The following is a 19581-nucleotide window of genomic DNA, read 5'->3' as shown; positions in this document are numbered from 1 at the left end:
GACCGGATAACACGGCGACGTAGTCAGAGACTACGCCGAACCTAGCTACTAAAAAGCCGTGTCAAATTTAAAGCGGCATTTTAGTAGCTAGGTTATCGCATCAGGGAGCGGGTGGAATGGGTGCGGGCACTACGTTAGCTATCGGTTTAAGCGATTTCAGGTAGGTGAAAATAGCTTTCATATCGGCGTCGGCCAGCCCGACGTAATTTGGCCAGGGCATCGGTGGCAGCAGGTTACGATTGTTGATCAATCCTTTTGATTTCCCTTTCCGCATCGCCGTGTTGAATTGCTCAAACGACCAGCTACCAATACCCGTGGCGTCGGGCGTTAGGTTGGCGGCAAACGATACGCCCCAGGGACCGACAGCCGCTGTATTCTGACCATTAAACAGCACCCATTGCCCTGTTTTAACCACATCTTTGTCATAGGCCCCCAGTGGTTCAGCACTGTTGTAGCCGGAAAGGAAGCGATCCATATCGGGTTCTGGCCCCTTGGCGGTCAGCTTTTTAGGCGCATGGCAATCACCGCAGCCCATGGTCATGACCAGATACTGGCCTCGTTTAATGAGTTCGCCCTTAGCGGGGTCCTGATGAGTCGGTGTCGTTCGTTTTACCGCTTTAGGTGTGTCATGTCTGGGCGTAAAAGCGCACACCAGGCCGACAACGGCTGTCGCCGTCAGGTAAATCCATTTCATCTTGTTTGTTTTTAGTTATAGTGAAAAAGAAGGTCAGTTCTGGCGTAATCTTAAACCAAAATTCGCCACAAACCAATAAAATCACTGACTTGTTTGGGGTTGATTTCCAGTGGTTTACCTATGTTAAGCTCTTGCACTGAATCGGGCTCTGTCAGGTCGACGAAAATATTGTCCGGTATCCTGAAATACGAGGGTCGGCACATCATCGGAAAATTCTTTGAAGTCCCGGATAAAGTGGGCCTGATCTGAATACCCGAAATTGTAGGATACATCCAGCCAGTTGGGCGTTGCTGTTGTTTGCTGAAACGACTCATAGGCATTTCGGAAGCGAATAATGCGCTGGTACAGCTTCGGCGTGGTGCCGTAATTGTCTTTGAAACTACGTTCCAATTGCCGCTTGCTGACGTACAGGTGCTCGCTCAGGGCTTCAATCGACAGATTCCCTTTTGCTTGTCGAATCAACCGAGTGGCTTCAAACAAATAATTTCGCTCGGTGCCGACATTCCGCAGGTGCATCAGTAGAAACGTTTCCACTACGTTGATCACGGCGTTTGTATCCGGCAAACTATGTACGCTGTCGATCAACCGATTGATTTCCCGACCGAAGAAGCTTTCCAGATCGGTAAACTTGTTAAATAGCGAAGCTATCGGTATCCTGAAGAGTTGTGGTAAACTTTCCGGCTTTAGCCGAATACCGAATTTGCGGCCTGTTCCCACGGCTTTCCAATGGACGGTATCTCGGTAGAGTCCCACAAAGAAGGCTTGCGGTAGTTTCTGCCAAAGGTTGTCAAATAGCGCATAAGCCCGATTGTCGTCCAGGTGCAGAATCATTTCCAGGGCACCAAAGGGCAGGCAGCGCTGAACGGGCGACTCCTGGCTCATACTGGCTTCAAACTGATGTAGCCAGTAACATTCAACGAAAGGCTGTAAAGCTGGGGACGGTTTAAACTCCTGATAGCTCGTGTTCATTGATTGTCAATGCCTTATCTTCTCTATTGGTTAGGCAAGTGCTAAGGCTGCGTGCACGTTGGCCAGTCGATTGGCGGGTAACTCCTCATTTGCCATTTGCAAAAAGGTCTCGAATACCGCAGCCGGAGCGCCCTGTTTCATGCCTGATAGCCACCCGATCACTTCTTTATTATTAATGGACCGCATCATCCACCGGCTTTCGGCCAGTAGCGTCTGGGGTGGAATGGAGTGTATAATCTGGTCTTCCATCTGGCGGATCTCTTCGTCGGTATAATGCTTCCAGAGCAAATACATCAGTACGTTTTCCTCCTTGTTCATGTGGTAAAGGTTAAAGGCAATGAACTCACTAAAGGCAAAAGCGATCCGTTGACTGATGGCTTCCTGCTGAGCTGGTGAGTCAGTTGCTTTCCACTCGCGGATGTGATCAAAGAGCGTCTGAGTCAGGCGGTGGTCGATGTCGTGGTCTTTCTCCAGTTCGTCAATGAGCTGGGCGTTGTGTTTGCGAATATGAGGCAGAATAAACTGATCCTCATTCTCGGCATGCTCATCGAAATAAATAAGTACCTGCTCCAGTTGGTTGACAACGTCAAGAGCCTCTGGCTGAGTAAAATCGGTTTGCTGTAAATGGAGAGCCGTATTGTAGAGCATGCCCCGCAGACCTTTGTGGATTTGATTAAATACGTTATAGCGTTGTCCCTGCATGATTTTTATAAAGTTGAAAAGGAGATTTGATTGATTGTGAACCTGATTTCTGTGTGGTTAGCCTGGCGGTTTTTTCCGAAATATCACCAGCGGCCAACTGTTTACCGGCGCACTGCTGTCGGCGAAGGCAGAGCGCACAACCGGCGGATTGCACGTGATTACTGATGGCTTTGTTCATGATTTGTGGATTGGAAAATACATAGCATCGGATTTTTTCAGTAGGCAAAATCCCTCATTCGGCTGGGCACCTGTTGGCTAAGATCAGAGCCGGGTCTTCCAATTGGCAATCGATTTACTTCATACGAATACAATTCCTGCACGGCCTCATCAATTCCGTTCATGAATTGAATGCGGAAATAGTTTAGCCCGGCAGGCGTATCCGTGAACAGCCAGGGACGGCCTACTTTCGCCAGGATGAACAGCCCATTGTCATCACCCAGGGCGTTGAAATCCGGTTGGGGTATGGTTCTGCCAAACTGTGCTACGTTGAACCGCCGGTGAAGCTGTTCCGCCGTGCATGGTACATCCTCAGTAGCCAGGCCAACCTCGCTAATACCCTGAAACATGTCCCCTAAGGTCAGATTGGGGTTATCCAGATTTAGATCAGTCCTTGCTATGAACTCGAGTAGATTACCAGCAGGATCATAGAAATAACAGGCTTTAGCCCGCCAGTTGGGAAAGTAAGCAATGGTTTGTCCGGATGCCTGCGTAGACAAATAATCGAGATCGTAGTAATACATGAGTACGTCAAGCGAACCACGAGGTACATTGATGGCCAGGTGATAGGGTGCTACCGGCTCTTCAATTTTCCGAAATGTCAGACGAGTATAACCGACCAGTACCGTCAGCTGGGTAGCTGAAAGTGTCAATAGAGGCAGGCCTAATCGACGAACGTAGAAAAAATGCGTAGTCTCAAGGTTGGTACAGTAGAGTTCAAGATCGAGGATTTTCATAAAAAAGAGGTTGCCATTTCAGGCGGTTCAAATCAGCTTTGTGTGGTTTACTAGATCAAAACTGCGTGGATTTAGTCCTGTAACCTATATGAGCTTGGATGAACCGTCAAAAGCAACGTATGAAGTGTGGATGGGTAAACCACTACGTGTCTTTTCAAACACGTAGCCGGATGGATAAAGCGATTTATTTGACTGCCGTCGCTTCGATCTCGACCATAAGTTCGGGGAATGCCAGTGCTTTTACTTCCGTCAGCGTACTGGATGGCACGCAGCCAGCGGCCTTCAGACGGCCGATAACCTGACCATAGTTTGCAAAAAAATGCTCAATCGAGGTAGTGTAAAAATTGAGTCGCACTACATTGCCCAGGGTATAGCCCGCCTGCTCCAATACGGTCTCCAGGTTATCAAAACTCAGGCTGATTTGTCCGTCCATGTCGGCCGTAACAGGTCGGCCTTCTGCATCCATAGCGGCCTGTCCGGCGCAGTAAAGCGTATGCGTTGCGTGAGAGACTTCTACTGCCTGAGCGTAGCCTAATTGATCCTGCCATTTCCAGGGATTGATAATCATTTTGTTTGTGTTCATGACGATTGTTGTTTAAGAAAGAGGTGATTGTGCTTGAATTTGTTCTTGATTTTTATGCAAAAGTAGAGCAGCCTACAAGCTAGGTATTGAAGAAATGCGACATAGGAAAAAAAATGACTAAAAAAATGTAGGCTCCGGAAAGGGGCCTTCTGACGGGTGCTGAAGGGTTTTATGCTCTATCTTGCACATGATTTTTCTTACTCCCTCTTGTATGCTACCGCTAACTTCATTCCGTATTCTTAATGTTTTTATCTGTGTTTTTTGGTTAACAATCACTACTGGGTTTGCCCAAACGAAAGCCGAGAAAATTGATGCGCTTGTTCGTCAGTACGTAGCTAATCGGCAGTTTAACGGATCACTCTTAGTGGCCGATAAAGGAAAAGTAATCATCAAAAAAGGCTATGGCATGGCCAACATGGAGTGGAACATTGCCAATACGTCGACCACCAAATTTCGGCTAGGGTCGGTGACGAAGCAGTTTACCGCCATGCTGATCATGCAACTGGTGGAACAGGGTAAACTCAAGCTTGATGAGAAAGTGACCACCTACCTGCCCGACTACCCAAAAGCAACGGGCGATAAAATCACGATTCATCACCTGCTCACGCACACGTCGGGGATTCCCAACTATACCAATTTCCCCAGATTTTTCGAGACGACGGCCCGCAACCCCTATACGCCGGATGTGTTTGTGAAGGAGTTCTCTGGATTGCCACTGGAATTTGCGCCCGGTTCGACATTTTCCTATAGCAACTCAGGTTATTTTTTGCTGGGTGTGATCATCGAGAAAGTGACGGGTAAATCGTATGCTGACGTATTGCAAGAGAATATTCTTACTCCTCTTGAACTGAAGGATACGGGCTACGACCTGTTCAGTCCGATTATTCCCAAGCGGGCGACGGGGTACGAAAAGCAGAGTAACGGCTACGTGAATGCGCCTTATCTGGATATGTCGATTCCGTATGCGGCCGGGTCGATGTACTCAACCGTAGAAGATTTAAATCGCTGGGGTCAGGCGCTGTCTGGCGATAAACTCCTGTCAGACAGTTTGAAGACCGTTATGTTTACCCCCTTCCTGAGCAATTACGCCTACGGCTGGGGCGTAGCAAAAATGAAAGTTGGGCAACTCAAGGACAGTGTGTCGGTGATTGAGCACGGCGGTGGCATCAACGGCTTCAATACGTTAATTAGCCGAATGCCTGATGATAAACAGCTGATCGTCCTGCTCAACAATACCGGCAGTGCCCCGCTCGAAGCCATCCGAAAGAACATCCTTAATATTCTGCACGGTCAGGCGGTTGAGCCACCAAAGAAATCCATTGCCGATCTGCTTCGGAAGTCGGTGCTGTCGGAATCCGTCGAGCAGTCGCGGCAAAAGTTCACCGTTTGGAGAGGTGGCAAAGCTTATAATCTGGACGAAAGCGAGATGAACAGCGTGGGCTATGAATTACTGCGCGATGGAAAAACAACCGAAGCTTTAACCGTATTCACGCTCAACGCCGAATCGTTTCCAGCTTCCTACAATGTCTACGATAGCCGGGGGGAGGCTTATATGAAAGCGGGCGATAAAACAGCCGCCATCAAAGACTATAAAAAATCGGTCGAAATCAATCCACGTAATACCAACGGGTTTGCCAAGTTAAAAGAGTTGGGTGAGAAGGTAGAAGCGCCCAAAGAACCCACGGTTTCGGTCGATGCTGCTACGTTGGATTCATACGTTGGTACCTATCAACTCGCTCCAACCTTTTCAATTGTGATCACAAAAGATGGCAACAAACTTTTCGGGCAAGCCACGGGTCAACCTAAGTTTGAGCTGTTCGCCGAGTCGAAAACCAAGTTTTACCTCAAAGTCGTCGATGCGCAGGTAACGTTTACGAGCAACGCCAAAGGCGACGTGGAGCAACTGGTTCTTCACCAAAATGGGAAGGACATGCCGGGGAAACGGGTTCGTTGATGGCTTGATCAGCTTGTACAAGAAGTAACGTAGTGAAGTGTCGCTTTCACTACGTTATCCCCCGCCAACTCTCACCCTTAATTGCATCCGCTAACTAATAAATTAGAACATTCCTAGAGGAAGGAACAATTTTGCACTTTTTTTATTTGCCTGATAGAATACCCACTGTTTTAAGGGGATTCGTGTGAGTTTTCCAAGTTGGCCAAACTCGCGAGCTGTCAGAAAATAGTACGCTGCAATGAAAAAAAGTTTGTTACCCCTCGCAATGGGCGGCTTCGGCATCGGAATGACCGAGTTCGTCATCATGGGCGTTTTGCCCGATATTGCCACTACACTACACATCTCCATTCCGGTCGCTGGTCACCTGATTTCCTCCTACGCGCTTGGCGTGGTATTAGGCGCTCCGTTGCTGGTGGGCATTGCCGGAAACTATCCGCCCAAGAAAATTTTGCTGGGCCTGATGGCCATTTTCACGTTCTTCAATGCGCTGTCGGCCTTTGCTCCAACGTACGAAATCATGATGCTTACCCGCTTGCTATCAGGTTTGCCGCATGGTGCTTTTTTTGGCGTAGGTGCCGTAGTGGCCAGTCGATTAGCCGGTAAAGGCAAAGAGGCTCAGGCCATCTCCATGATGTTTGCCGGGCTTACGGTAGCCAACATCATCGGTGTACCACTGGGGACGTACATTGGTCATACCATGAGCTGGCGGATCACGTTTGTGATCATTGGCGGGGTGGGTCTGGTTACGATGTTTTGTATTCATAAACTGCTGCCCGTAATGCCGGTAGTAGGCGAATCCAATCTTCGTAAAGATATAAAGCTGTTCACACGGGTAGAACCCTGGCTGATTCTGGGCATCACGGCTATTGGCACAGGCGGGTTATTTGCCTGGTTCAGTTACATAGCGCCGTTATTGACCGAAGTGGCTCACTTTAGCAGCGATCAGCTGATGTGGATTCTGGTGCTGGCGGGTTTGGGAATGGCGACCGGGAATCTGATTTCCGGACGTATCGCTGACCTTATTTCGCCTATTAAAGCCACGGCTTTATTTTTAGCCCTGATGTCAATTTCCCTGGTGGCGGTTTTCTTTGTCGCACCCTTCAAGATACCGCTGCTGATTATGACATTCATTACGGGTGCCATTGCTTTCTCGCTCGGCGCGCCTATTCAAATCCTGATGATTCGGGCCGCGAATGGGTCCGAAATGCTGGCGTCGTCGGTGAGTCAGGCTGGATTCAATATCGGTAATGCCATAGGTGCTTTTCTGGGCGGGCTACCGATTGCCGCCGGTCTGGGCTATGCCTCGCCCGAATGGGTAGGGGCTCTACTGGCGTTCAGCGGTTTTCTGCTGGCTGTCGTCGTCTATTTCAGGCAGAAGAATGCCGTCGTCAACGATACTCAGGATGTGGCTAACGAAGAAGAAGTCGTTGGTTATGAACTTGCACCTGGGCACTAAGCCAGTCAGACAAAAAATTGATTGTCATATTCATGGATTCCGTACCTTACGCGGAATCCTTTTTTTTGTCTTAACCACCTTACCTGCATGAGTTTTCTGGCTATCTTTTTTTTGCTGGCGGTTATTATTGTCTACCTCTCCGTCGTTATTGTGCAACAGGGCACAGTAGCTGTTATTACTATTTTCGGGAAATATGCCCGCGTCATGACGCCGGGGCTGAACTTCAAAATCCCGTTTATCGAGTTCATTTACCGCCGTATCTCCATTCAGAATCGCTCCGTTGAGCTGGCGTTTCAGGCCATTACGGCCGACCAGGCAAACGTTAATTTCAAAGCCATGCTGGTCTATTCGGTGCTGAACCAGGGGGAGGAAACGATTAAGAACGTAGCGTTCAAATTCATCGACGAAGCGTCGTTTATGCAGGCCCTGATACGTACCATCGAAGGCTCAATCCGTAGTTTTGTGGCGACCAAACGACAGTCTGAAATCTTGGCGCTACGTTCCGAAATCATTGAGCACGTAAAATCGCAACTCGATGTACTGCTCGAAAGCTGGGGCTACCATCTCACCGATCTGCAACTGAATGATATTGCGTTCGACGAAGTCATTATGCGTTCCATGGCGCAGGTTGTAGCTTCCTCAAACCTGAAAGCGGCCGCCGAAAATGAAGGTCAGGCACTGCTGATTACAAAGACCAAAGCCGCTGAAGCCGAAGGAAATGCCATTCAGATTTCGGCCGAAGCGGAGAAAAAAGCGTCCCAATTGCGCGGTCAGGGCGTGGCGCTGTTTCGGGAAGAAGTTGCCAAAGGGATGGCCGAATCTGCCAAAGTGATGACCGAAGCCAAACTGGATGCCTCGCTGATTTTGTTCTCGATCTGGACCGAAGCCATCAAACATTTTGCCGAAAACGGTAAGGGAAATGTCATCTTCCTGGATGGTTCAACCGAGGGAATGGAGAAAACCATGAAGCAGATGCTGGCCGTTGAAACCATGAATACGGGTGCTGGTGCTGGATCGAGCAGTATTATTACGCCCCCGTCGGCACCAGGAAAGCGGTAAACATAGTGGTCGGTAAACGGTTTATAGGTTACGGTTTTTGGTAGCTGACCGGCGTCAACAATCATGCATTTACGACTTATTGACCGTATACCATAGACCGAAAACCTTATTCACTACGTATGACAAACCTACTTTTCCCCACAGATTTCTCAGCCAGTAACACGGCTGCTTTGGACTGGGTGCGCCTTTTCGCCCGAAAAACCGGTGCAACCGTCACGTTACTACACGTATATATGCCCATGATTCCCGACACGACCTTTCCATCTGTTGGCGATACAGGATTGGGCATCATGGCGTCACAGGAAATTGAAGACATTAGTCGCCAGCGATTGAGCGCACTGGCCAGCGAATTGCAGGCGGAAGGCCTGTCCGTTCGCGTTGACTGGCGTATTGGCTCCGTAGAAGATAGTATTCTGGATGCAGCCAGGGATCATTCCGCCGACCTGATCGTAATGGGACGTAGTGATCTGAGTACCTTCTTCGACCGATTGGCGGGCACGTCCGTCACTGAAGTAGCTGATGAAGCGCGCTGCCCGGTGTTGATTGTGCCAACTACGCCCGAAGGGCAAGCCATTCGGCCAGCCCAGGTACATACGATTGCCTATGCTATGCAGCCTCAGACCACAAATGCGCAGGTAACCTTTCAGACTGAATCGATCGTGGAGGCTTTTGACGCGAAGCTCGTCATTTTGACTGAGGATCAGATTGATACAACGCATGCTGACCTGATTGTGATGCAACTGTACCCACAGTCAGGATTCCTAGATAAGTTATTTCACCCAAACCACACGGCGGCCCTAGTCGAAAAGTCTGATGTGCCCGTTTTGGTTTATCACGAAAAAGAGTAAATAAAAGGTACCAGTTAGCCCTTTTTGAAATCTATGAGGGCTAACTGGTGTCATTACGGTACTATTATTTTGGTAAAGAGTGGCTGTAATTAATACCTATTATGAACACTTACTATTGCCTATTGTATAGCGAAATAATGATAAATGTACAATCATTAATCTGTTAAATCTAAAGTATACTGTTGACAGTCTTCAAACGTTCGCGTCCCTTCCCACTTCCCCCCTTTTTTACCAACAGCGCTAAAACTTATAGATGTTTTTGATGGAACTGAAGTAGAACACTTATCATTTGGCAACAGGTTATCGCAACCTTTTGGACTGCCCCCATTAATAACAACATAGTCAAGAATTTGCGTAGACCGGTTGGAGATAATGAAGGTAGCATTGCCACAGCTTGGATCAATTAGTTCTTTACACGAAAACATGACTGTGGATAATAAGAGTGTGGATAGATATTTGGCTTTCATGGTTTGTGGAATTTTTGGTGATGAATACTTGGCTTACACTAATTTGCTAATGCAAAACTCTTAGCATTTCGTAACTCCTACAACGGGAGAACTTCCATAATCCAGACCAGATTTTCTTAACCAAATACGGGAAATATACGGTATTTTCCAGTGTAACTTATTGTTTATCAATAAGCTATAATAAACGTATAATTTTCACTTGTAAAAATTCCCGTAACGCGTTATGTTCACCACATTATCAAACTTTAACACAAACAATAATGGAAAACGAAATTACTATGAAGGGAATCGACCTTGCGAGAGAGGTTGAAATAGGTGAAAATGCATTCGCTAATCCGGTATTTAATTCTAATGCTTTGCTAAAATACCCTCTCTATTCTGATGACGAAGTCGCTGGAGCGGGGCAACCAGTTACTCTTAGAGCAGCTTGTGCAATGATTGATACTTTTTTTGCTTCTTTGATAGCTGAAATTAATGCAGCGGCTAAAATATCTGATGATTTTAAAGATGCCAAAACAGAAGAAGTATTAAATAGAGGTTTTGCAGCAGTTTTTGGGAAAGAAACAATCGCTAGGCTTCTATTACAGAGAGGTTGTGAAGGCATAAGAATATATTCTTGCAAAGATGATCATGGAAAGAACTCTTTATTGTTAAGTGCCGTAGATAAAGACTGGAAGGATCTAGTTGCTGTAAACATAGATGCTCAAAACAATTATATAACTGATGTAATTATTTCTACTCTTAAGTCTAAGCTAACTACTTTCCCTGACTCAAATATAGAACTAGATGAAAAACATGGGCCTGGAGGGGGAAAATATACGCTCGAAGATTATGTAATAAACAGACAAGAGAATATAGATGCAAATATGCTGGGCGACTCTATAAATTCTCTAATTGAGTTAAAAACCGGAGGTAAAATTTCTTTTCAATGAAAATAGAGCTATTTGCTTACTTAGCATTATTAACTGCGACGTGGGTATTAAGTATTTGGTGCTATAAGTGGGAAAAATCAATCCGGGTTTTTCCCATACTTCTGTTCGTCTCATTATTGACAGAGTTAACAGTTGACTATTTTTATTATTTTTCTTATTGGGATTACCATGTGATTTATCATATTTACACACCTGTAGAATACGGACTTTTCGTTTGGTATTTTTACTTAGCCAATAATAATATATTGTTTAAAAAAATTATTTTATTGTCAGTGCCAGTATTTGCGATATTGAGCTATGTTATCTCAATAAAATTAATTGGTATTTTAGTTCATCCAGGTTTAAATGATAATCTTGAAGGCTTATTGCTAATATCGTGTAGTATATATACTATGTTTAATATTAAAATTTATCCAGGCCATTCAGTGGTAAAAATTCCTACTTTCTGGATCTGTATCGCTATAATTACTTTCCACTCCGGTATTTTTTTGTTTAATGGTCTTTATAATTATTTAATTAAGAAACATTCCCCAGTTGCTGAAACTTTACATCAGATAATTATAAAAAATTTCAACTATTTATTATATGTAATGTTTTCAATTGCTTTTCTATGCTCTCATCAGATGAAGAAATATTCATTACAGTTGTAGTTAGTGCTACATTAACGTTATTTCTTATAGCAGTTATTGTAATTGCAATCGTTCTTTATCAAAATAGGAGAAGAGATTATATGATAGAACTTTCAACCCTAAAAGCCCAATACGAACAGGAAATTCTAACCTCGCAACTTGAAGTGCAAAATGCTACGTTGCAACACGTCAGCGAGGAACTGCATGATAATATTGGACAGTTGCTTTCGGTAGTGAGAATTAATTTGAACGTAGTGGAAGAATCAGGGCCTGGGGAAGATAATCGGGAGTTTATTAAACAGGCAAATGACCTTGTACGTCAGTCGATAGTTGATTTGCGAGCATTAACAAAGAGTCTTGATGGTGATTTTGTGCAGGATTTTGGATTGAGCGAAAGCATTGCGCAAGAATTGCAGCGAATTCGGCAGACGCGTAAATTCGGGACCGAATTACAGGTGATTGGTGAGGCCTACTCGCTTGGTTTTCAACGGGAAATTGTTCTATATCGCATCGTTCAGGAGGTACTTCAGAATGCGATTAAGCATTCTGAAGCTAATCAACTTACGATACAATTAAAGTATACATCCAACTTATTCAGACTCATGATAATGGATGATGGAAAAGGATTTAATTACCACTCCATAAATGAGAACGCCATAAGCCGGTCAGGCGCGGGGCTTCGTAATATCCAGCGCCGGGCCGCACTTATTGGGGGTACGTCGGAATTTATTTCGTCGGTTGGAAAGGGAACCAGCGTAATAATTACTATACCTAGCTAAATGCAATAGTATGAAGCACACCATCGCCATTGTTGATGACCATCAGTTAGTAGCTAAAGCTATTGGTGGGCTTATCCAAAAAATGGATGAGTATGACGTTATGTATGAAGTTGAAAATGGCCAGGAATTAGTCCGGCATTTTAATTTAAAGATGGTACCAGACATTGTGCTTTTAGATATTAATATGCCGAAAATGGATGGATATGAAACGGCGCTCTGGTTAAAAAATAATTATCCTGAAGTAAAAATATTAGTGCTTACAATGAACGATAAAGAAGAGTTTATTGTAAAAATGCTTCGCAATGGTGCAAGGGGGTACATTTTAAAAGATTGCAAACCATCGGAGCTAAAACAGGCGTTAGATGCAATAACTACAAAAGGGTTTTATTATACCGAGTACGTTACCGATAAGTTGATAAAAAGCCTGAATCCAGATTATATTATTGACCCAATTCAAGCATTAGGATTAAACGAACGGGAGCTAAAATTTATCCACTTAGCTTGTACCGAACTAACGTACACAGAAATAGCGGATAAAATGTGTGTAAGCCCTCGAACGGTTGATGGTTATCGAGAGGCACTTTTCCAAAAACTCAATGTCAAAAGTCGAGTAAGTTTGGCTATGCAGGCCATCCGCCTTGGTATCGTGCCGATGTAAATTTGAAAAGGATCGTTGCTCATCAGCTACGTAATCTGAACACGGCAAGACGGTTTATGGTGAACCGGAAAATTGCAGGAGTTAGCAATGAAGCACAACTTGTTCGCTTGATGGTGCAATTCATTGGCTTTCTCCACCATGGATGGCTCCGCGACAATAACAACCGGATACAGTGTAACTTCAGTGAAATGCCCACCACCATCCGATGTTTCGACCATGGTGCCCGTAGCGGTATCGGTATAGTCAAGAACGACAACGCCCGCTATCGCACACAGATGTAAATACGATAGCATGTGGCAGCTTGACAGTGAGGCCACCAGCAACTCCTCTGGATTATACCTGGTCTTGTCACCCCGAAACGACGGGTCCGATGAGGCCAGAATCTCCGGCTTATTTTCGGCTGAGATTGTATGACTACGTTCGTAGGAGCGATAATTATTCGTTCCCGTTCCGATATTGCCTGTCCAGTTGATTCTCAATGAGTAATGATGTTCCTTAGCCATGATGTAGGTTGTTTAGTTGTCAATGACAGATCGTCGGGCTTCCATAGCGCTGGCTACTCCCTCGGCGTTTTCATGGCCCTGCTGACGTAGCTCGGAGATGATATTCTTATAATTTTTGTCATCGCGATTTTGACTCAATTTAGCCGTCCCCTGTAGGCTGTCGATGGTCATTGTAAACGCGACAACACCCCGCATTTCCTTTCGTACGTATTCCTCGGTCATGCTTTCGACAGACACCGGACATTTTGAATGGACTTCGTATTTGTTTACCTGCTGACGTAATAAGTCCAGTGTTTCGTCTTCGGTCAATATACGCGTCCGGCCGGTAATATGTACCGATAGGTAGTTCCAGGTTGGTACGTTAACATGATCATACCAGGAGGAAGAAATGTAGCTATGAGCGCCCGAAAATACGGCTAGTGCCGGTGCGTCACGACCCAGCAATTTTCCTTGTGGGTTGGCTTTGGCCAAGTGCCCGGTCAACTGAAACTGCCCGTCGGCGCTGGGTAGGAGTTCGATAGGCAAGTGTGTAGCTATGGGAACACCGTCGTCGCTGGTAGTGATAAGTAGCGCAAATGAGTTCTCCCGAACGAACTGAAACAACGTATCGCGGTCGGTTTCCTGAAAGATTTTGGGGGTGTACATGGTGGTGTTGCGAGTAGGATGAATGGTTAATTAGTAATTACTTTCCTTTGTCAATGGCCATCCGTATAGCTAGGCCGGTCAGAATGCTGGCCATAATCCATTTTTGGGCTCGGATATAGGCAGGTCGAGTTTGAAACCAGTGGGCTATTCGGGATGCCGACAAAACAATCAGCAGATTCACAAGGGCGCTGACGGTTAATTGGGTAAAACCCAATTGGACGTTCTGAGCCAGCAGTGAACCGTATTCAGGATGCGTGAACTGCGGGAAAAATGATAAATAAAAGACGGCGACTTTAGGGTTCAGCGCATTGGTCAGAAAACCCATCCGAAACAGCTTCCGAGCTGAATCAGGAGTGACAGACCCTACCCGTAAATCACGCTTTTCGAAAGGTGAGCTACTGCCGGGTCTGACGGCTTCCCAGGCCAGATAAAGTAGATAGCCAATGCCAAGCCAACGTAGTACATCATAGGCCAGCGGAATGGCCATGAACACCGCTGTCAGTCCGAACGAGACCAGGAAAATATGAACCAGAAAACCGACCAACACCCCCGCCAGCGAAACCAGTCCGGCGCGCCGTCCCTGTGTAATAGATCGGGAAATAATGTAGATCATGTTCGGGCCGGGGCTGAGTACCAACCCCAACGCGGCCAGTGAAAAAAGCAGTAATTCGTTGATGGGCAGCATGCGTATCTTAACGTCTTAGGATAAATAATCGGGCAGTAGTGTTCCCAAGCTATTGTCTGCCGGAATTGGCGTCAGACGGACGGTTTGCAACGGAACGACACCCGCCCAGGTTGGCAGGTCTTCATCTTCAGGATCATCATTTGGGCCACCCGTACGCACTTTCGCCGACGCTTCATCCAGCGAAAATGCCAGCACCGTTGTTTTACGCATTTCGCTATCCGTCGTTGGGCGAAGATCATCCCATCGGCCCGGAATCAGGTGGTCTGTAATCAACGCCAATGCGTCCATTCGCTCCGATTCATCGGTTATTTTTTCGGCTTGAGCGAAGATGACTACCGACCGATAATTAACGGAGTGGTGGAAAGCCGACTTCGCCAAAACAAGGCCATCGGCCAGCATGACCGAAATGCAGACCGTGCCTCCCTGCTCAATTGTGCGAATGAAATGACTACCCACTGAGCCATGAATGTAAAGTTTATCATCCTTCCGGGCGAAGGCCGTTGGAATCGCCATTGGTTGCCCGTCAAGGACGTAGCTGACGGTGCAGAAAAGGGCTTCGTCCAGAATGGGGTGGATCGTTTCGGCGTCGTAATGAGCACGTTTGGCTGAACGACTGGGCGTTGTACGGGCAGTTTGCATGGATTCGTTTGCTTTTTGTGCCACAAATGTCTTCTTTTAGCGGACTATGTAAATCATCCGGTTTTAATAATATGGCTAGTCCGGTTATGACCCCCTTTAAGTCATTGATCCAGCTTGATAAAGCGTCCAATACGCCCGTTTTCGTTCAGTTGACTAATCAACTTGGCCAACTTATTCGTACTGGGTTACTGACGCCGGGGCAGCGATTACCTGGTACGCGTCAACTGGCTGAGCTGCTCAATTTAAATCGACAAACTGTTGTGGCGGCCTACGATGAAGGGTTGGCTCAGGGCTTGCTCGAAAGTCGGAAAGGCAGTGGTACGTACGTAGCGACGCATTTCCCTGAAATTCGTCCCCAACCACTAGGGATTGAACCACGCGACCGAGCGATCGGTGTGCCATCGGCCGGAAAGTCGCCCGATAACCAACCTGGCTATTCATTTGAATCGCTCGATTTTCTGGCACGACCTGTATTGACTCAATCCGTTGGGTTGCATTTAGATGATGGCTTTCCTGATGTTCGACTGGCACCAATGGAGGAACTGAGTCGGGCCTATCGTTCTTATTTTCGCTGGGGCAATCCGCAGCAGCACTTCGGTTACGGCGATACAAAAGGCCATTTGCTGCTACGGGAACAGCTTTCAACCCATTTGAACGAAACACGGGGTTTGCAAACAACACCCAATAACATCCTTATTACGAGGGGCAGTATCATGGGCCTTCACTTGGTTAGCCAGGTATTGCTACGTCCCGGTGATGTGGTGGTGACGGGCGAAACGAATTGGGCAGGTGCCGGGATGAATATTCGAAAAGCGGGTGCAACATTACGCACTGTCCCGGTCGATCAACATGGTATGAATGTCGATGCGTTTACTGTCCTTTGCCAGAATCAACGGGTTAGGATGGTGTTTGTAACCCCCCATCACCATTACCCGACAACCGTAACCCTACGGGCGGATCGACGTATTCAGTTGCTTCAACTAGCTGAACACTATGGATTTGCCGTTCTGGAAGATGACTACGACTATGACTTTCATTACCTGAGCCGCCCGATTCTGCCGCTGGCCAGTGCCGACCAGCAAGGCATGGTTGTATACGTAGGGTCGTTAACAAAATCAGTCGCACCTGCTTTTAGAATTGGGTATGTTGTGGCTCCCACGGCCCTCATTAATGAACTGGCCCGCCTTCGACGCATCATTGATCGGCAGGGTGATCCGATGCTCGAATTTGCCATTGGTCAGTTACTAAAAACCGGTGATCTGAAACGGCATTTTCGCAAGGCACTACGTACCTACCACGCTCGTCGCGATCGATTTTGCGAATTGCTGACGACCGAATTATCGGATGCTATACACTTCACAAAACCCGATGGTGGCATGGCCGTCTGGGCTACATTCGATCCTGCGATTGATATGGACATACTGGCACAACGAGCGGCTAGTAAAGGACTATTTCTGTCAAGTGGAGTATCGCATAATCCGCCCGGTCAGCGGCTCAACGGAACACGACTGGGTTTCGCATCAAGTACGGAAGAGGAACTGGAGAAGAGCGTGGCGGTACTGAAAAGCGTTATTTGATGGTATCAGGGACTTCTAATTAGCCCTAAAAATGGACTTTATCCCGTGATCCTTAAATCAGTATTCAATTTCTTCGTCGTCGAGCAATTGCTTGATATTCAGAATGCAACCATCCATTACGGTAATGTTCTCCGACCAGTTTACTACGTACCAGGTTGGATCATTGCGGTCAATGACATAGACTTTCTGAGCGGCCGTAATAACCCAAATTACTTTTTCTACGCCGAAGTCGATCAGTTTCTGAGATTTCTGAATAAGATAACCGTCCAGTTTGCCTTCAAAGTCAGATACGTCCGCTTTAATATCGACTTCGATTACGATTTTAGGTGGTACGTCGAAATATTTCCCCTTGAGTTTGCCTACTTTTTCTTTTTCAAAGATGACTACGTCATTGCCGAGATTGTCATTCAGGGCTAGATGTAATCCTATTTCGTTAGTAGCAAGTAAATACTTTTTACGATTAATTGTACTATATAAATACCCGTTTAATAGTGATACCAGAACTCCCTGTAAATCAGAACATGACATAACTTCTTCGATGGTTTTTTTTCCTGTCAGCACATCCTGATAGCCTCGATAATAAACCGGTTTACCCTGCCATGTTTCATAGACAAGAGCAGGTGGAATGTTGCGGGCAGAAATACGACCAGTCCGCTGGCGTGGTTTTTTCTCAGCAACTATACTCATAACGGCATTTAATTTAATTCTTAACAAGATTAACGAAAAAGAGGCAGACTGGCAAGCCGGGTTAGGACCTTCCCCGCCATACTTTATATGCCTTTGGCATGCATACGGCACATGGGCGATATCCTTGCGCAACAGCCTCCGTTTCGTCCCGGAAAAAGACCCGGTTTGCGGGTTTCATGCGCCTGCCCGTTCGGCAATTGAGACGTCCGTAGATTTTGCCGGGTCGGTGACCACCTAACGTAATGCTTTCACGTTTGACCAACGTAACCAGTGTTCGCAGTTGACCAAACGACGTTGGTCCTAAATCGAGATGACGAATCATGCCGCATCATGAAAAATCAGGCCCAGGTTTACCCGAGTACCTCTTTTGACTTCGCTAACACCATGCCGCATAGTCACGCGATAATACCCCCGGCTTCCTTTTACGGGCCGGAACTTGGTCGTAAAAATCAGAATCTGGCCTTGTTCCGGTCGTAAGACAATCGGTTTTGATTGCATACGAGGGCGCTGTTCGAGTAGTACAAACTCACCCCCAACGTAATCCTGATCCGGTTGACTGAGAAACAGAACTGCTTGAAACGGGAAGTACAATTCGCCATACATATCCTGATGCAGCGCGTTCCAGTCACCCGCTCCATATTTTAAAATCAAGGGCGTTGGACGGGTTTGCCCGGCCGCGTGACAGGTGGATAACCAGTCGTCCAGTTTATCCGGGTAACGTAGCGCAATCCCAAGTTTTTCATTCCAGTCGTTGGCAACAGATGCGATGTTCGTAAATAATTCATGGCGAAGCGCATCGACAACGGGCGGCAGCGGATAATTGAAATACTTGTATTCACCACTGCCATATCCATGGTTTTGCATCACAATGGCTTTCCGATACAGACCGGCTTCATCGAACAGAGCGGCCAATTCCTGACATTCGCCGACTGACAGGCGGGAAGGCAGTAAAATGAAACCCGTTTCGGAAAGCGTGTTTTGGTACGTCGGCCAGTCGAGTGTGAATTGTTTCATAATGATTAAATATTATAACACAGAGATCACAGAGGAATTACGGAGATACACAGGGTTTTTTGATAAATTTCTTTATGTATCTCCGTGTTTTCTCTCTGTGATTTCTGTGTTTAACCTATTTTTCAACGCGGGCGGCCTCCCAGCCCAGCATAGCCTGTTTACGTTCGACCCCCCACCGATATCCGCCAAACAAACCGGTTTTCTTGATGACCCGGTGGCATGGAATCAGGTAGCCAACGGGATTGCTGCCGATGGCCGTTCCAACGGCACGCGAAGCCGTTGGTTGTCCAATGGCCTCGGCAATTTGATCGTAGCTGGCCAGTTGTCCCTCAGGAATTTTCAATAGTGCTTCCCATACTTTGAGCTGAAAGGCCGAGCCACGCAGTAGAATTGATAGTCGCTGCGCTGATTTGATGTCCGTTGCTACGTTGGTTGCCGGGAAAATCTGGTCAGCAAGTGATTGCACGGAATCCGGATCATGACGTAGCATGACTTCGGGCCAGGCGGTTTTGACAACCATTTCGGGTTCGTCGTCATCGCTCAGGAAGTGCAGCAGCGCAATTTTATCGGCAATTGTCGCAGCGTTAATGGCTCCCAGCACATAGGGGCCGAATGGACTATCGAATACACCATACGAAAGCATAAGCCCGGAGCCAAGCTGCTTGAACTGGCCTGGTGTTACGCCCTCAATACTCACAAACAGATCGTGTAATCGACCCGTACCAGACAGTCCGGCGTCGTGGGCTGCGTCGGTCAGGGGAGCGCCGGTACGTAATCGGGTTTTGGCATGTTCGAGCGTCAGGTATTGTCCAAATTTTTTTGGGCTGACCCCCGCCCATTCGGTAAATAGCCGCTGAAAATGGAACTCACTTAGGTTTACTTTCTCGGCCAGTTCGCTCAGAGAGGGCTGATCCCGGAAGTTGGTTGTTAAATGCTCAATCGCTCGGGCAATTTGCTGATAGGTGTATGTGCTGTTGGTGTTCATGGTATTTGTGTTGGTTGACCTATACAAATGTCGCCAGAACCCCCGCCCTTACAAACCCGATTCTTGCGGAGTTTCGGCCTGATAACCGGATCAGCCCAAAAGCTATTACGTTGCTTTTCTGTAACTTTGCGGTAGGTTGAATGGATAAATTTAGCCGGTTATC

Annotated in this window: 23 protein-coding genes; 8 read left to right on the top strand and 15 right to left on the bottom strand. The window is 46.7% G+C overall.

The features are described 5' to 3' along the window. Positions 1 to 100: 100 nt before the first annotated feature. The 6 genes from ACYVEA_RS05855 to ACYVEA_RS05830 all read right to left on the bottom strand — a co-directional run bounded on the left by ACYVEA_RS05855 (position 101) and on the right by ACYVEA_RS05830 (position 3901). Positions 101 to 694, bottom strand: a complete 594-nt coding sequence (locus ACYVEA_RS05855) for a c-type cytochrome (RefSeq protein WP_461112409.1) — start codon at positions 692 to 694, stop codon at positions 101 to 103. Between the two features lie 123 nt (positions 695 to 817). Then, complete coding sequence (locus ACYVEA_RS05850; protein WP_461112408.1) at positions 818 to 1663, bottom strand: DUF6597 domain-containing transcriptional factor; 846 nt, start codon at positions 1661 to 1663, stop codon at positions 818 to 820. 30 nt (positions 1664 to 1693) lie between these two features. Beyond that, positions 1694 to 2365, bottom strand: coding sequence for a hemerythrin domain-containing protein (locus ACYVEA_RS05845; protein ID WP_461112407.1), 672 nt, complete (start codon positions 2363 to 2365; stop codon positions 1694 to 1696). Then, on the bottom strand, positions 2346 to 2543 hold the full coding sequence (locus tag ACYVEA_RS05840) for a hypothetical protein (RefSeq protein ID WP_461112406.1): 198 nt from the start codon (positions 2541 to 2543) through the stop codon (positions 2346 to 2348). Before ACYVEA_RS05840 ends, ACYVEA_RS05845 begins: the two co-directional genes overlap by 20 nt. Before the next feature lie 37 nt (positions 2544 to 2580). Next, a complete protein-coding gene (locus tag ACYVEA_RS05835; RefSeq protein WP_461112405.1) occupies positions 2581 to 3318 on the bottom strand; it encodes a VOC family protein in 738 nt (245 codons plus the stop codon). A 184-nt stretch (positions 3319 to 3502) separates the two neighbouring features. Then, positions 3503 to 3901, bottom strand: coding sequence for a RidA family protein (locus tag ACYVEA_RS05830; protein WP_461112404.1), 399 nt, complete (start codon positions 3899 to 3901; stop codon positions 3503 to 3505). 211 nt (positions 3902 to 4112) lie between these two features. Here ACYVEA_RS05830 and ACYVEA_RS05825 point away from each other — a divergent pair, with 211 nt between their 5' ends. The 4 genes from ACYVEA_RS05825 (at position 4113) to ACYVEA_RS05810 (ending at position 9218) form a co-directional block, all read left to right on the top strand. Continuing rightward, a complete protein-coding gene (locus ACYVEA_RS05825) occupies positions 4113 to 5855 on the top strand; it encodes a serine hydrolase (protein WP_461112403.1) in 1743 nt (580 codons plus the stop codon). A 238-nt stretch (positions 5856 to 6093) separates the two neighbouring features. Continuing rightward, on the top strand, positions 6094 to 7311 hold the full coding sequence (locus ACYVEA_RS05820) for an MFS transporter (RefSeq protein WP_461112402.1): 1218 nt from the start codon (positions 6094 to 6096) through the stop codon (positions 7309 to 7311). Positions 7312 to 7398: 87 nt separating this feature from the next. Continuing rightward, on the top strand, positions 7399 to 8370 hold the full coding sequence (locus ACYVEA_RS05815) for an SPFH domain-containing protein (protein ID WP_461112401.1): 972 nt from the start codon (positions 7399 to 7401) through the stop codon (positions 8368 to 8370). A gap of 119 nt (positions 8371 to 8489) precedes the next feature. Then, entirely contained in the window at positions 8490 to 9218 is a 729-nt protein-coding gene (locus tag ACYVEA_RS05810; RefSeq protein ID WP_461112400.1) for a universal stress protein, read from the top strand. Between the two features lie 155 nt (positions 9219 to 9373). Here the strand turns inward: ACYVEA_RS05810 and ACYVEA_RS05805 are convergent, their stop codons facing one another. Next, a complete protein-coding gene (locus ACYVEA_RS05805; RefSeq protein WP_461112399.1) occupies positions 9374 to 9685 on the bottom strand; it encodes a hypothetical protein in 312 nt (103 codons plus the stop codon). A gap of 260 nt (positions 9686 to 9945) precedes the next feature. Between ACYVEA_RS05805 and ACYVEA_RS05800 the strand changes: the two genes are divergently transcribed. From ACYVEA_RS05800 to ACYVEA_RS05790, 3 genes are all read left to right on the top strand, one after another. Further along, positions 9946 to 10617 (top strand): hypothetical protein, encoded by a 672-nt coding sequence (locus ACYVEA_RS05800; RefSeq protein WP_461112398.1) that lies wholly within the window; start codon positions 9946 to 9948, stop codon positions 10615 to 10617. Positions 10618 to 11347: 730 nt separating this feature from the next. Beyond that, entirely contained in the window at positions 11348 to 12025 is a 678-nt protein-coding gene (locus ACYVEA_RS05795) for a sensor histidine kinase (protein WP_461112397.1), read from the top strand. A gap of 10 nt (positions 12026 to 12035) precedes the next feature. Further along, positions 12036 to 12683 carry a response regulator gene (locus ACYVEA_RS05790; RefSeq protein ID WP_461112396.1) on the top strand — a complete coding sequence of 216 codons (648 nt, stop codon included), beginning with the start codon at positions 12036 to 12038 and terminating at the stop codon, positions 12681 to 12683. 26 nt (positions 12684 to 12709) lie between these two features. On the opposite strand, the gene ACYVEA_RS05785 is transcribed toward ACYVEA_RS05790, so the two are convergent. The 4 genes from ACYVEA_RS05785 to ACYVEA_RS05770 are packed head-to-tail and all read right to left on the bottom strand — an operon-like array spanning position 12710 to position 15155. Further along, positions 12710 to 13186, bottom strand: coding sequence for an OsmC family protein (locus tag ACYVEA_RS05785; RefSeq protein WP_461112395.1), 477 nt, complete (start codon positions 13184 to 13186; stop codon positions 12710 to 12712). Between the two features lie 12 nt (positions 13187 to 13198). Next, entirely contained in the window at positions 13199 to 13831 is a 633-nt protein-coding gene (locus ACYVEA_RS05780; protein ID WP_461112394.1) for an FMN-binding negative transcriptional regulator, read from the bottom strand. Between the two features lie 37 nt (positions 13832 to 13868). Next, positions 13869 to 14516, bottom strand: coding sequence for a LysE family translocator (locus tag ACYVEA_RS05775; RefSeq protein WP_461112393.1), 648 nt, complete (start codon positions 14514 to 14516; stop codon positions 13869 to 13871). A 15-nt stretch (positions 14517 to 14531) separates the two neighbouring features. Then, positions 14532 to 15155: a pyridoxamine 5'-phosphate oxidase family protein gene (locus ACYVEA_RS05770; RefSeq protein ID WP_461112392.1), complete on the bottom strand. Its 624-nt coding sequence runs from the start codon at positions 15153 to 15155 to the stop codon at positions 14532 to 14534. A gap of 86 nt (positions 15156 to 15241) precedes the next feature. Between ACYVEA_RS05770 and ACYVEA_RS05765 the strand changes: the two genes are divergently transcribed. Beyond that, complete coding sequence (locus ACYVEA_RS05765; protein WP_461112957.1) at positions 15242 to 16732, top strand: aminotransferase-like domain-containing protein; 1491 nt, start codon at positions 15242 to 15244, stop codon at positions 16730 to 16732. 57 nt (positions 16733 to 16789) lie between these two features. Here the strand turns inward: ACYVEA_RS05765 and ACYVEA_RS05760 are convergent, their stop codons facing one another. The 4 genes from ACYVEA_RS05760 to ACYVEA_RS05745 all read right to left on the bottom strand — a co-directional run bounded on the left by ACYVEA_RS05760 (position 16790) and on the right by ACYVEA_RS05745 (position 19418). Further along, the gene (locus ACYVEA_RS05760) at positions 16790 to 17419 is read right to left on the bottom strand and encodes a Uma2 family endonuclease (protein WP_461112391.1); all 630 of its coding nucleotides are present in this window, start codon (positions 17417 to 17419) and stop codon (positions 16790 to 16792) included. Between the two features lie 61 nt (positions 17420 to 17480). Further along, entirely contained in the window at positions 17481 to 17741 is a 261-nt protein-coding gene (locus ACYVEA_RS05755) for an Ada metal-binding domain-containing protein (protein ID WP_461112390.1), read from the bottom strand. Beyond that, complete coding sequence (locus ACYVEA_RS05750; protein WP_461112389.1) at positions 17738 to 18433, bottom strand: 2OG-Fe(II) oxygenase; 696 nt, start codon at positions 18431 to 18433, stop codon at positions 17738 to 17740. Before ACYVEA_RS05750 ends, ACYVEA_RS05755 begins: the two co-directional genes overlap by 4 nt. A gap of 115 nt (positions 18434 to 18548) precedes the next feature. Continuing rightward, positions 18549 to 19418, bottom strand: a complete 870-nt coding sequence (locus tag ACYVEA_RS05745; protein ID WP_461112388.1) for a bifunctional transcriptional activator/DNA repair enzyme AdaA — start codon at positions 19416 to 19418, stop codon at positions 18549 to 18551. Between the last annotated feature and the right edge of the window lie 163 nt (positions 19419 to 19581).

Source organism: Spirosoma jeollabukense, assembly GCF_054777855.1.
The sequence above is the reverse complement of the archived record's forward strand: the minus strand, read 5'-3'. Positions and strand labels throughout refer to the sequence as shown.